The organism is Cyanobium sp. Candia 9D4 (assembly GCF_024346155.1).
Lineage (GTDB): Bacteria > Cyanobacteriota > Cyanobacteriia > PCC-6307 > Cyanobiaceae > Cyanobium > Cyanobium minutissimum.
In genome coordinates this window covers 40,005-55,487 of the sequence record NZ_JAGQCK010000011.1, presented here as the reverse complement: position 1 = coordinate 55,487, position 15,483 = coordinate 40,005, and the positions used below count along the sequence as shown (strand labels likewise).

Here is a 15,483-nt window from a genome sequence, read left to right as displayed (position 1 = left end):
ACCCTTGCCGCCACCGCCACCGACGCCGCCGGCCTTGTCAGTGGCGCCGGCTCGCTGGTGGTGGTGCGCGATGGCTCCCCACCAGCCACACCGGTGCTCTCCCTCGACCCCGCCTCCGACAGCGGCAACCGGGGCGACAACCGCACCAACGCCGCCAGTGCCACCCTCCTCGTGGCCGCCGAGAACGGCAGCACCGTCTCCCTCGGCAACCAGAGCCAGGTGGCCTCCGCTGGACGTGCCTCCTTCCAGGTGACCCTTGCGGAAGGCTCCAACACCTTCACCGCCACCGCCTCCGACGCTGCCGGCAACGTCAGCAGTTCAGGCACCCTCGTGGTGCTGCGCGATGCCACACCACCGCCCGCGCCGCTCCTCTCCTTGGCTCCCGGCAGCGGGGGCAGCACCGCGCTGGTGGTGAGCGCCGAGAACGGCAGCACCGTCCGTCTCAACGACGGCCGCAGCCAGGTGGTGGCCAACGGCACGGCTCGCTTCCCGGTGGTTCTGCTGCAGGGGGGAAACACCTTCAGCGCCACCTCCACCGATGCGGCCGGCAACCAAAGTGCCGCCGGGATTCTGGTGGTGGGCGTGGACGGCAACGCTCCACTGCCGCCCGTACTGAACCTGGCGCCAGCCTCCGACACCGGGGTGGCGGGAGACAACCTCACCAGGCTGCGCACGGTCACGGTCCAGGTGAACGCCGAGAGCGGCAGCACGGTCTCGCTGGCAGGCCAGAGCCAGGTGGCCATCGGCGGCAGCGCCAGCTTCCAGGTGGTCCTCACCCCTGGCTCCAACGTCCTCGTGGCCACGGCACGCGATCAGGCCGGCAACGTCAGCGCCCAGGGAAGCCTGGTGGTGGAAGTGGACGAGGATCCGCCCGCCGCACCCCTGGTGTCCCTCGACCCCGCCTCCGACAGCGGCGAGGCGAACGATGACGGCATCACCAACAAGGGCCGCGTCAGCATCAGCGTCACCGCTGAGGCCGGTACCACCGTCAGCCTGGGTGGCCAGACAAAGGAATCCACCGGCTCGCCGCTCACGTTCCAGGTTGACCTGACCAGCGAAGGCAACAACAGCTTCACTGCCACCGCCGAAGACAAGGCGGGCAACACCGGCAGCGGTTCGCTCGTGGTGGTGCGGGACACCGAAAAGCCTGCGGCGGCCTCGCTCAGCCTGGATCCGAATTTCGATACCGGCAGCAGGAACGACGACAAGATCACCAAGGAAGCCAGCGTCCAGGTGCTGGTGAGGGCCGAAGCGGGCAGCACCGTCACCCTCGGCACCGACCAGCAGAAGGCGGGGGCCGATGGCAGCGCCGTGTTCACCGTCAACCTCAGTGACGGCACCAACACCCTCTCCGCCACCGCCACCGACGTGGCCGGCAATCAGAGCGATGCCGGCAGCCTGGAGCTGACGCTCGACGCCAACCGTCCGGCCAAACCCGTTCTCGACCTCGCCAAAGCCTCCGACAGCGGCGAAAAAGACGACGACGACATCACCAACAAGACCTCGGTGACGATCGAGGTGGAGGCCGAACCGGACAGCACCGTCACCCTGGGGACGGACGAGAAAACGGTGGGGGCCAGCGGCAAGGTGGTGTTCACCGTGGCCTTGCAGGAAGGGAAGAACACTCTTTCGGCGAAAACCAAGGACGTGGCCGGCAACGAAAGCGAAGCCGGCACCCTGGAGATCACGCTCGACACCGAGCAGCCCAACGCACCGACGCTGACCCTGGATCCGGCCTCCGACAGCGGCACCAAGGGGGACAAGCTCACCAACAAGGCGAGTGTCACTGTGGAGGTGGCGGCGGAGAAGGACGCCACCGTCAAGCTGGGAACCCAATCGGCTCAGGCCGGCGCCGATGGCAAGGCACGGTTCACCGTGAATCTGACCGAGGGGACAAACAATCTCTCGGCCAAGGTCACCGATGGTGCCGGCAATGAAAGCGACGCCGGCACCCTTGCTCTCAAGCTGGACACCCAGAAGCCGGATGCCCCGGTTCTGACACTGGATCCGAGTTCCGACAGCGATCCCAAAGGGGACAACATCACCAAGGTGGCCACCGCCACAATTGTGGTGACCGCCGAATCCGACAGCACCATCAAGCTGGCCGGGCAGAGCCAGAAGGTCGTGGCCGGAAGGGCCATCTTTCAGGTGCAGCTGACGGTAGGCGTCAACAACCTTTCGGCCACCGCCACCGATGAGGCCGGGAATGAGAGCACGGCCGGTTCGCTGGTGGTGACGCGAGAGGAGCAGGCAGTGGCCGGTGGGGTGACGGATGCGGAATACGCCCTGATGACAGGCTATGCCCACCGTTTTGCACGTAACAACCAAAATAACCTGCCAAGCCTTGAGGCCATGGGTTTCGAGGTATATGCACAACTAAGTTATCGAGGCACTTCCAACGGCTTCGAGGGTTTCACCCTGAAACGCGGCAATGACATCGTCGTCGCATTTGCAGGCACGGATGAAGATGTCGATTTCGTACAGGACTTCAACCAGTACTTCGGGAAAGTAGATCAGATCGCAGGCGCAACCGAGCTTTATATCAACACACTGCTGCAAATCGAAATTGATAAGGCAAAGGATCCGAGCTTCAATCCAAATATAACATTTACCGGGCATTCTCTTGGCGGAGGGCTTGCATCCGTCATGGGAATCCTTTTTGACCACCCAGCCATCGCCTTCGACTCGGCTCCCTTCCGCTTCATCACCTTCAGCCCTGATTCTGTCGACAGCATCGTTGCTTACGCAGAAGCATACATACAGGGGAAAGGCTCCGGATTGACATTGCCTAAGTTGACAGAATACGCGTCAGAACTCCACGGCATGCTGATCAGGGAAAACTTGAATCTTGAAGTTCTCCCAACGCAAGCTGAGCTACAAGGACTGCTTGGAACGCCTGAATCCTGGGGAGCCATCTTTTCTCTGATTCCCAAGTTTTTCAATAGCGGAATCATTCTCAGTGGTGGAATTCCTGCCAATTGGATGACCGCTGCTGGCCTTGTGGCCAGCAACCCTGATCTTGCCACTAGATTCGAAAATGTCAGAGGCTATAACAAACCCGGTGAATTTCTCTCCCTCGATCCCTTTGTACCCATGCGGATCAACAGGGAGAAAATGGTCGGAATCGACATGGGACACGTGGGTGGTCCCTGGTGGTTTGGCGATTACTGGCGCGACGAGAACACAGGCTTTGCCAGCTGGGACCTCCACACAGGAACGTTATGGAATGCCTATTTTGCCGATGCACGGATCACAGGAATAGCCCGCAGACTCTGGCAATTCATCCCTGAGGTTTTCAACAGCAAGGTTGAGGAGAAGGGTTACGACGACCCTAAGACTTCGTTTCTCGAACATGTCACATATGCACCAGTATCAGTCGGCGGAGTGACCACTTGGGGACATCTGCTAGCGCCATTCCTCAGCGAGATCGACAAAATCAAGACTGACGTGCCCTACACGGAGCAAGAGGTACCCGAAAACTACATTCCTGGCGAACTGACTGTAACCAATCCAAAAACAGGAAGCGTCGAGAACCTCAACAAAGAATTCGAAAAGAACGCTCTTCCCATCATCCAAGGCCTGATCCAACTCGCTATTAATTACTACAGGACATTTGACCGACTCGCCAGCGACTTCCCCACGCTTCTCAGCGCCGGGCGTGGATCCATCACCATCAACAAGACACGACTCGTTGACAGACTTGCGCCAGCAGAATCCGAAGGCTACAACTCACTGAAAGCATACGTTGCCTACAGAATTAAGGCTGAAATCCAGGATTTTGGCTCGGAAAAGATAACGATTTCCCTGTTTGAAACTGCTGGATCCTGGGCCCTTGCCACGCGAACACCTGCCGTCGTGGAGATCACAGGCTCTGATCCTGCCAACGGCTTTCTGCTTGGCAGTTACGGCCGAGACATCATGAAAGGCGCCGATGGCGACGACGTCTTCCTCGCCGATGAAGGCGACGACAAGGTCGATGCCAGAGGCAAAGGGAAAGACCTGGTGTACGGCGGCGCCGGCGACGACATCCTCTACGCCGACTCGGAAGACCATGTCTACGGCGGTTCGGGCGTTGATCGCTACATCGTGACCGGCAAGACGGAGATCCAGGACTTCGATGGCGAAGGATCGGTCGAATTTGACGGCAAGAAACTCAGCCGCGGCTACAAAGATGGCACCTCCGTCTACTACACCGACAACGGCCAGGGCATCAAATACCTGTGGCTCGGTGATCGTCTCGAAGTGATCCGCAACGGCAGCGACGAACACCTCATCATCAAGAAATGGAAGAACGGCGATCTCGGCATCACCCTCACAGATGACGAAGCCGACCCCAACAAACCGCCCAAGACCAAACTGGTTCCCGCCCGAACGGATCCCCTGGTTCTGGATCTTGACGGCGACGGCATCGAAACCATCGGCCCCGATGACCCGGCCAACACCGTCTACTTCGACCAGAAGGGCAACGGCGTCCCGCTTCGCACCGGCTGGGTGTTACCCGACGACGGCTTCCTCGCCCTGGATCGCAACGGCAACGGCAGGATCGACTCAGGCCAGGAGCTGTTCGGCGATTCCACTCCGCTGTCCTTCGGGGGAACCGCCATCGATGGCTTCGATGCCCTCAACCAGGAGGACACCAACCGCGATGGCTGGGTCGATGCCCGCGACGCACGCTTCGGCGACCTGCGGATCTGGCGCGACCTGAACCAGAACGGCGTTTCCGAGGCGAACGAACTCGCCAGCCTGAGCGAGCTGGGTATCGCCGCCCTGCGGGTCACCAACACGGGCAACCGCCAGGCGCTCGCCAACGGCAACCAGGTGGCCGATCTCGGCACCTTCCTCTACGCCGATGGCCGCAGCGGCAGCTCGGCGGTGGTGGGCAGCACGGCCGACATCGACCTGGGCGTGGATCTCTCCAACCAGCAACTGCCGCCGGTGCCGATCGATCCGTCCGTGGCCGATCTGCCCACCCTGCAGGGCAGCGGCCGGGTCCGGGATCTGCACAGCGCCGCGTCCCTCTCCAGCGACCTGGCCACCCAGCTGGCCGCCTTCGGCAGCCTCGACCGCGCCGGCCAGCAGAACGCCATCGATGCCCTGCTCCACGCCTGGGCCCGCAGTTCCGACATGACCCCCCTGCGGGAACGGGGGGCGGCCCAGGGGTTTGCCGTGGTCTACGACCAGTTCGAGCGGCCCGGGCACTACTACTACGCCCGCCCCGGCGACCGGCCCTATCAGAGCTGGCAGGAAGGCAGCTCCGTCTTCACCGGTCAGCAGGGCTGGGTGCGGGGTGCCTTCGATCCCATCACCTGGGAGGCGTACGTCGACTACTTCGAATCACGCCTGTTCGTGATCGAGGCCATGAGCGGCGACTACTTCCACGTGCTCCCTGGTGAGGTATGGCCCACCGCTTCGCTGGAGGGCTCGCTGCGGCTCGATGCCAGCAGCGTCACCCCCACCGTTCACATCGTCTGGCGCGCCTCCCACCTCGGCCATGCCCTCCAGGGCCGCTATGAAGCCCTGCGCCAGCAGGTCTACGAGGAACTGGTGGCCCAGACACGCCTGGCGTCGGTGCTGGCGCCCCTGCAGGGGGAATCGGTGGATCAGGCCGCGGCCTTCTCCCAGATCGAATCCAGCCTGCGCAGCCGGGCCGCCATCGATCCGATCACCGCCATCGGGGATCTCATCGACCTGAACACCTTCATCGCCCGCCGGTACGGCATCGACCGGCGCTGGCACGGGGCCGAACTGCTGGCCGACCTGGTGGCCGCCGCCGATCGCACCCCGGAGCTGATCGATCTGCTGCTCTCCTCCTCGGTGTACACCAGCGATGCCGGGGAGCCCAGGCTTTACGCCGGCTACAGCGCCGGCGGCTACACCCTGCTGCCCACTGATAACCGGCGAGCCCTGGTGGGCCAGAGCGCCGACGACAGCTTCGTGGGGACGGGCAGCGCCGACAACTTGTCCGGCCAGGACGGGAACGACCTGCTGCTGGGCCGGGGGGGCAACGACGTGCTGCGCGGCGACGGCGGCGACGACGTGCTGGAGGGCGGCAGCGGTGACGACCTGCTGCTGGGCGGCGCCGGCAACGACCTCTACCGCTTCTCACGCGGCGACGGCAGCGACACCATCGGCGACGGCGAGGGCAGCAACACCCTGCTGCTGGGACCGGGCATCAGCGCCGCCGACCTGGATTTCGAGCGCGACGGCACCGCCCTGATCGTGCGCCTGAGCCATGGCGCCGACCAGATCCGCGTGGCCGGGGCCTTCGGTGCCGACGGCTCCCTCCAGGCCGGCCTTGACGCCATCGAGTTCGCCGACGGCAGCCTGCTGGACTCCCTGGCCATCGCCGAGCGGCTGACCGCCGCTGACGGCCGCAGTGAGGCGATCAGCGGCACCCCCGGCGACGACGTCATCGATGCCGGCCTCGGCGACGACACCGTGCTGGGACTCGCCGGTGAGGACCAGATCAACGGCGGCGAGGGACGGGACGTCCTCGATGGCGGCAGCGGCGACGACACGCTGGCCGGCGGCGACGAGGGTGACCAGCTGCGCGGTGGCCTGGGCTACGACAGCCTGCTCGGCGGCGGCGGCCACGACAGCCTCGACGGCGGGGCCGGCGATGACCTGCTCGCCGGCGGCGCCGGCCGCGACACGCTCACCGGCGGCGCCGGCTACGACACCTACCGCTTCGAACTGGGGGATGGCATCGACGTCATCACCGATGCCGGCAGCTCGGGCTTCGAAGAGAGCCTCCAGTTCGGTGCCGGCATCCTGGCCGCCGACCTGCGGGCTGCCCGCGACGGTGATGCCCTGGTGCTGCAAGTGGGCGCCAGCGACGATCGACTGGTGCTGCAGGGCTGGTTCGCCGCCGATGCCGTGCCCCTCGCCCGCTTCCGCTTCGCCGATGGCACCGAGCTGACGGCCGATCAGGTGCGGGCCCGCCTGAGCGCCCCCTTCACGCCGGCCTCCACACGGGTGACTGGCACCCCCGACGATGACGAACGGCTTGAGGGGGGCCCCGACGGCGATCTCCTGGGCGGTGGCCTCGGCCGCGACACGCTGCTGGGCGGCGTAGGCGACGACACCCTCATCGGCGGGCCCGGGCGCGATCTCCTCGAGGGCGGCGCCGGCTCAGACCTCTACGACTTCGCCCGTGGCGATGGCAGCGACACGATCAGCAATGGCGACGGCTCCGTCACGATCGACCGCCTGCGCTTCGGTGCCGGCATCGCCCCGGAGGCGGTGATCGTCAGGCGCGAGGGCGACGACCTGCTGCTCCTGGTGGCGGCGGCAGGCCAGCCTGGAACGGCGGAGAGCAGCGGCGATCAATTGCGGGTGCTCGCCCACTTCGCCAGCGGCGGCGGCGGCCTCGATGGGGTGCTGTTCTCCGGCGGCGAGAGCTGGGACACCGCTGAGCTCCTGCGCCGCACCCAGCTGGCCACCCCCGGGCACGACCGGCTGCAGCTCGCTTCCACGGCCGACACGGTGGAAGGGGGGGCCGGCAGCGACACGATCGACGGGGGCGCCGGTGACGATCGGCTCTCGGGCGGCAGCTCGGCCGACAACCTCAGCGGCGACCAAGGCGATGACACCCTGATCGGCGGCAGTGAAGCCGACCGGCTCGACGGCGGCACGGAGGACGACCGGCTGGAGGGGGGCGACGACGACGACACCCTGATCGGTGGCACCGGCAACGACACGTTGCTCGGCCAGGCGGGTAACGACGACCTCCAGGGTGGCGAAGGCGACGACAGCGTCCTCTCCGGCGGCGGCAGCGACCGCGTCACGCTCGGCGCCGGGGCCGACACCCTGGTGGTGGACCTGCGCGACCAGTGGCTCAGGCTTGATGCCAGCGATCCGGACCAGCGGGAGACCGACGTGCTGCGCTTCGGGCCCGGCATCGCCTCGGCCGCCGTGCGCATCGACCGCAGCGGCAACGACCTGGTGCTGAGCGTTACCAGGGGGCCCGTGGTCACCGTGCTGGATCACTTCAGGGGCAGCGGCGACAGCGCCAGCACCCTGGAGCGGATCGCGTTCAGCGACGAACCGGGCACGGTCTGGACCGCCGCCGACGTGCGGGCCGCCATTCTCACCGCCACCTCCGGCAACGACAACCTGCACGGCTTCGATCCGGGGGAACGCATCGATGGACTCGCCGGCAACGACTTCATCGATGGCCATGGCGGCGATGACACCCTCATCGGCAACGGCGGCAACGACCAGCTCACCGGCGGCGACGGCGCCGACTCCTATCTCTTCAGCGGCAGCTGGGGGCAGGACCTGATCGACAACGGTGACAGCGTGGCGGGCCGGGACCGGATCCTGTTCGCCGCCGATGTCGACCCCGCCGACGTGGTGGTGCGCCGTTCCGGCGACGATCTGCTGCTGCTGCGGGGCCCCGACAGCCTGCGGGTGATGGGCCACTTCCGGGCCGAAGCCAGCACCGCGGCGGCCATCAGCAGCGTGGCGTTCGGCGATGCCGCCGGCACCGTCTGGGATCTGGCCACCCTGCGGCAGCGGGCCCTGCTCGGCACCCTGGGCGCCGATGCGATCACCGGCCATGCCGGTGACGACACCATCGAGGCTGGCGGCGGCAACGACCGGCTCCGGGCCGGCCCCGGCAACGACACCTACCGGTTCGGACCGGGCTTCGGCAGCGACCGCATCGAGAACGAGGATCCGGCCGCGGGCCGGATCGACACGATCCTGTTCGCCGCCGGCATCACCCCGGCCCAGGTGCGGGCCAGCCGTCGCGGCAACACGCTCTACCTGACTGTCGGCAGCGACAGCCTCCAGGTGGACAACTTCTTCCTCGACGGCGCCGAGGGGTTCTGGCGGATCGATCGGGTGGCCTTCGAAGCCGAACCGGGCACCGTGTGGAGCTACCCGGAGATCGTGGCGCGGTCCGCAGGGGCCACGGCCGCCGCCGACGTGCTCACCGGCACGCAGGAGGCGGAAGCCCTCGCCGGGCTGGCAGGGGATGACACCCTGCTGGGCCTGGCCGGCAACGACACCCTCGCCGGCGATGCCGACAACGACCAGCTGCAGGGGGGCAGCGGCGACGACACCCTGCTGGGCGGGGATGGCCATGATCTCCTCTACGGAGAGGCCGGCGCCGACCGGCTCGACGGAGGTCCCGGGGATGACGTGCTCGACGGTGGCGCCGGGCGAGACACGATCGTGTTCGGGCCCGGCTCGGGCAACGACACGATCTATCCGGCGTCGGAGAGCGATGTCGTCGACATGGGCAGCCTCAACCGCGCCCAGGTGCAGGTGCGGCGCTCCGGCAACGATCTCCAGCTGATCATCACCGCGAGCAGTGAAACCCTGACGGTCCTTGGCCAGTTCAGCGCTGCCCCGCGGGTCGATGAGCTCCGCTTCGCCGACGCCGTTCTCGATGCCGCCGCCATCGCCGCCGCCCTGCGGAGTGCCTCCGGGGGAGACGACGCCCTCTTCGGTGGCCCGGGGGCCGACGACCTCGATGGCCTGGGCGGCAACGACAGCATCGACGGCCAGGGGGGCAACGACACCCTGCGGGGCGGCCCCGGCAACGACCTGCTGACCGGCGGCAGCGGTGACGACAGCTTCCGGTTCCTGGCCGGTGACGGCAACGACCTGATCGATGCCTACGACACGGGTGACGGCAAACGCGACGTGATCGAACTGGGCGCCGGCATCACCCCGGACGCTGTGGCGGTGAGCCGCCTGAGCGGCCTGGGCTTCGACGATCTGCTGTTGACGCTGCCCGGCGGCGACAGCCTGCGGGTGCGCAACTTCTTCGTGGGCGATGGAGAGGGTCCGGCGGGTGTGCTGCAGGTGCGCTTCGCCGATGGCAGCATCTGGACGCCGGCCCTGCTGCGCGCCCGGGTGCTGGTCGGCAGCGCCGGCGTTGACGATCTGCGGGGCTTCAGCGGCGACGATGACCTGCGCGGTGGCGGCGGCGACGACACCCTCGCCGGCGGCACCGGCAGCGACACCTACCGCTACGAACGCGGCGACGGCGATGACACCATCAACAACGGCGACGACAGCCCCGGCCGGGTCGATGTGCTGGCTTTCGGGGCCGGCATCAGCCGCGGTGATCTGTCCCTGCGCCGTGTCGTCAGCAATGAGCTGGGCTTCCGCGGCACCCGCCTCGCCGATGACCTGCTGATCACCATCAGCGGCGGCGGCAGCGTGCGCGTCCACCACTTCTTCAGCGGCGATGGCCTGGGGGGCTGGCAGCTGGATCGGATCACCTTCGCCGATGGCAGCACGGCCCTCGACACGGCGGCGATGCTGGCCGCCGTACGGCAGGGCACCCCCGGCGATGACATTCTCCTGGGCACCGCCGCTGCGGACACCCTCGAAGGACTGGCCGGCAACGACACCCTCGACGGGGCCGCCGGCAATGACACCTACCGGTTTGCGCCGGGGTGGGGCCAGGATCTGATCCTGCAGAACGACCCCTCCACCACCAAGGTGGACACGGCGATCTTCGTGGGGATCACACGGGCGGAGGTGAGCTTCCGCCGCGACGCCACCGATCTGTTCGTGACCCTGATCGCCACCGGCGACAGCCTGCGGGTGGTCAACTTCTTCCTCGTCGACGACCAGAACGCCCGCCAGATCGACCGGTTCGAGTTCAGCGACCAGACGCTGACCCCCAGCCAGATCCGTGAGCTGCTGTTCGCCCCTACCGGCGGCAACGACCTGCTCTACGGCACGGCCAACTCCGAGACCATCGACGCCCTGGCCGGCAACGACACGGTGCTCGCTGCCGGCGGCAACGACCTCGTGCTGGGCCAGCAGGGCAACGACAGCCTGCAGGGCGGCGACGGGGCCGACACCCTTGACGGCGGCATCGACAACGACACGCTCATCGGCGGCGAGGGGAATGACAGCTTCCGCTTCGGCAATGGCCGCGGCGCCGATCTGGCGATCTCCAGCTCCAACCAGCCGGGCCTCGATCGCGTGCTGATCGATGCCGGGCTCACGGAGGCCCAGATCACCCTGCTGCGCACGGGCAACGACGTGCTGCTGTTCGCTCCCGATGGCAGCAGCCTGCGGCTGGCGGGCTTCCTGGCCCCAGGCCAGGTGGGGCGCCTGGGCAGCGTGGAGTTCGCCGGCGGCCCGGTCTGGAACACCGAGGAGATCCTCACCCGGGCCAGCCAGGGCAGCCCCGGGCCGGACAATTTCCTCGGCGACGACGGCGACAACGTCTTCTCCCTGCTGGGCGGCAATGACATTGCCTATGGAGGCAAGGGCAATGACAGCCTCGATGGCGGCGCCGACCAGGACGACCTCTTCGGCCAGGAGGGCAACGACACCCTCGATGGCGGCGTCGGTGACGGCGCCAGCGACGACCTCAGCGGCGGAGCGGGTGATGACACCTACCGCTTCGGGGCCGGCGACGGTGACGACGAGGTGAGGGAAAGCCTGAACGAAGGCAACGACCGCCTCCTGTTCAGGGCCGGCCTCACCCCCGCCGACCTGAGCTTCTCACGCGTCAACGGCGACGACCTGCAGATCCGCACCGCCGGCGGCGATCGCCTGCTGGTGAAGTTCTGGTTCTCCATCCAGGCCCGGGTGGAGCGCTTCGTCTTCGCCGACGGCACCACCTGGCTAGAGAACGACGTGCTGCAACGCCTCGGCGGAGGCACCGAGGGAGATGACCTGCTCACCGGCACCCTCGGCGACGACCTGATCAATGCCCTGGGGGGCCGCGACAGCGCCTTCGGACGGGCCGGTAACGACACCATCGATGGTGGCCCCGGCGGCGACGTCCAGCTGGATGGTGAGGAGGGCAACGACCTGGTCCGCGGCGGTGACGACCGCGACTACGTGGTGGGGGGAGCCGGCAACGACACCCTGTTCGGCGACGCCGGCGACGACGTCCTCCAGGCCGGGCAGGGCAACAGTGTCTCTCCGCTGGCCGGCAACGACAGCGACGTGCTCGACGGTGGCACCGGCAACGACGAACTGCGCGGCTATGGCTTCGGCGCCAACCCGCAGACCGGCGACACCCTCTACCGATTCGGCCCCGACTGGGGACTGGACACCATCAGCGAAACGGGGACCGCGGGGAGCACCGACACGATCGAGTTCTACGGCGGCACCACCCCGGCCGATCTGGTGCTGCGCTACGGCTACAGCGCCCAGTTCGATGCCAGCAGAGCCCTCACGATCAGCGACGGCACCAACCGGGTGACGGTCTTCAACCAGAGCGCGGGCCCGGTCAATGCGATCGAGCGCATCCGTTTTCTCGCGGCCAATGGCAGCGTGATCGACACCTGGGACGCCGCCCGCATCGCCAGCGAGGCACTGCTGGCCACCGGCGGCAACGACGCCATCGGCGGCACCACGGCCAATGAGTCACTGGTGGGCGGCGGCGGCAACGACACCCTGGTGGGCCTGGGGGGCAACGACAGCTTCGACGGCGGCACCGGGGACGACCTGCTGGTGGGAACCGGCGGCGCCGACATCTATGTGATCCGGGCCGGCTTCGGGCGTGACACGATCCGCGATCGCTTCGTGTCCGGGCAGCTCGCCAACACCCTCCGCTTCGAGGGCCTTGCCTCCAGCGCCTTCCGCTTCAACGTCCTGGGCAACCACCTGCAGGTCACGGATCGGTCTGACCCCTCCAACCAGCTGACGGTGGAGAACTTCTTCGGCAGCGCAGGCGCAGGCCAACCCTTCACCCTTGAGTTCTCCGATGCCAGCTGGGGCTACGAGCAGGTGGCCGCGAACCTCTCGTCGGGCACCGATGGCGACGACGACATCGTGGGCACCAGCGCAGCCGATGCCCTCGACGGCCTGGGTGGCAACGACCGTCTCCGCGGCCAGAGCGGCAACGACACTCTCCACGGCAACGAGGGCAACGACACGCTCGAAGGGAGCACAGGCGCCGATCAGCTGTTCGGGGATGCCGGCGACGACCAGATCTATGCCTCAGGGTCGACGATTCCGTTCGTCGACAACGACAACGACACCCTCGATGGCGGCACCGGCGACGACACCCTCAACGGCGGCGGCGGTGCCGACACCTTCCGGGTCGGGGCCGACGGTGGCTTCGACACGATCGTGATCTCCAGCCTGACCCAGGCCTTCGGCAGCTTCTTCACTGACGGCCCCGCCCACGACGACACCCTGCTGCTCAGTGGTGCCGCCCCGGCCGACGTGACCCTGGTGCGTTACAGCTACGCCGACGTACGGGTCTATGTGGCCGGCGGCCAGACGGTGGAGCTGGACAGTCAGCTCTATGGCACCAGGTACGAACTCGGATTCATCACCTTCGACGACGGCACCGTCTGGAACAGGGCCGAAATCGTGGCCCGCACCTTGCGAGCCACTGACCTGGATGACTGGATCTATGGCACCGGCGCGGCGGAGGCCTTCGACGGCGGCATCGGTGACGACCGCATCGAGGGCAACACCGGCCTCGACACGCTGCGGGGTGGGGCGGGCAACGATCGCCTCTGGTCGAGCTACGAGAACACCTACAGCCAGGAAGCCGCTGGTCTGTATGGGGACGACGGCAACGACACGCTCGGCGGCGGCCAGCTGGCGGAGGGGGGGGATGGGGACGATGTGATCCTCCAGGCCATCGACCAGCGGGGCGGCACCGGCAATGACTGGCTCACCGGCAACGATGCAGCCACCACCTACCGCTTCTCCCTTGGCGACGGCAGCGACACCTTGCAGGATGACGGCTTCGCCGACAGCAGCCCAGCCGACCGCATCGTGTTCGGAACCGGGGTGGCGCGCAGCGACCTCCGGCTGAGGGCCAGCGGCAGCGACCTGCTGCTGAGCTACAGCGCCGCCGACAGCATCCGCATCCTCGATGCCCTGGCCGGCGGCAACAGGGGCACGGTGATCGAGCGACTGGAATTCGCCGATGGCAGCAGCGTGACCATGGCGGAGCTCCTCGCCGACCTCGGGACGGCCACCGACGATGACGACGTGCTCCTCGGCGCTGAGGGCGATGACAGCATCGACGGCCTGGGCGGCAACGATCTGATCCAGGGGGGCTTCGGCGACGACACCCTGATGGGCGGGGCCGGCAACGACACCCTCTTCGGCGGCGACGACAGTGACCTGCTCACCGGCGGCAGCGGCGATGACCTGCTCGACGGCGGCGCCAGTCATGACACCTACGTCTACGCCCCGGGCGACGGCAGCGACAGCCTGGTCGATGACAGCAACGACACCGATCGGCTGGAGCTGCGGGGCATTGAGGCCAACGGCGTGCAGCTGACCCGCAGCGGTGAGGATCTGGTGGTGCGACTGGTGGGGTCCGTCAGCGACAGGATCCTCGTCAGGGACTGGTTCCTCGGCAACGGCATCGACGAGATCCTGTTCCAGAACGTCCAGGGAGACACCTTCGACGTCTGGGACCGCACCGCCATTGCCGCCAACGTGGTGGATGACCTCGGCAACGGGGCCACCGAAGGCGACGACCTGCTGAACCTGGGCGACGCCAGCGACGGCTTCGATGCCCTGGGCGGCAACGACACCGTGTATGGCAACGGCGGCAACGACACCCTGATCGGCGGTGACGGCACGGACCAGCTGGATGGGGGCGACGACAACGACGTCCTCGACGGCAGCGGCGGCGGCTACGACGACCTCAATGGCGGGGCCGGCAACGACATCCTGATCAGCCTGCAGGGCGATGGCTTCTTCAACGGCAGCAACGGAGCCGACACCTATCGCATCGGCAGCGGCGATGGGTTCCGGTTCCTGATTGATCCCGTGGCCAACGAGCCCGGCGACGTGGTGGAACTCACCGCCGACATCGACCCGGCCAGCATCGGGATACGGGCCGATGGCAACGGGATCCAGCTCTTCTCCAGCACGAACATCAGCTGGGGCGTCACCCTCTGGGGGCTGCTCGATCCCGACATCGGGTTCTCTGCCAGTGGCACCGACGGGCCGATCGAGACCCTGCGCTTCCTGTTCGACACCACCACCCGAAGCGCCACGGATCTTCGTGCCTCCCTGCCGGTTGGCCAGTGGCAGACCGGCGACGGCAGCGACAACACCCTCACCGGCGATACCCAGCGCAACAGCCTCTGGGGCCTCGCCGGCAACGACACCATCACCGGTGGGGGCGACGGCGACTGGATCTACTCCGGCGCCGGCGATGACGACGTGGCCGGCAACGCCGGCGACGACCTGCTCGAGGACCGCAGCGGCGGTGCCGACACCTACCGCTGGCAGCGGGGCGACGGCACCGACTTCCTGGCCGACACCGGCGATGCCGGTGTCGGTGGCCCGATCGATCAGATCGTTCTCGGCGCCGGCATCACGCCGGCGGATGTGAGCTTCAGCCGCAACGGAAACACACTCGAGGTGATTGTTGCCCCCTCCAATCCCGGGGGCAGCGATGGCGGCGGGATCAACATTTTCAGCTGGTACGACGACAACAACGTGGGCGTGATTGAACGGCTCCAGTTCGCCAACGGCACCATCCTGAACGCCACCATCAATGGGTTCCTCTAG

The 15,483-nt window shown here is 67.1% G+C and carries 1 protein-coding gene; it reads left to right on the top strand.

What is annotated here, in order from left to right; genetic code table 11:
- The first annotated feature begins 57 nt into the window (after positions 1-57).
- Entirely contained in the window at positions 58-15,483 is a 15,426-nt protein-coding gene (locus KBZ08_RS15030) for a calcium-binding protein (RefSeq protein ID WP_315861267.1), read from the top strand.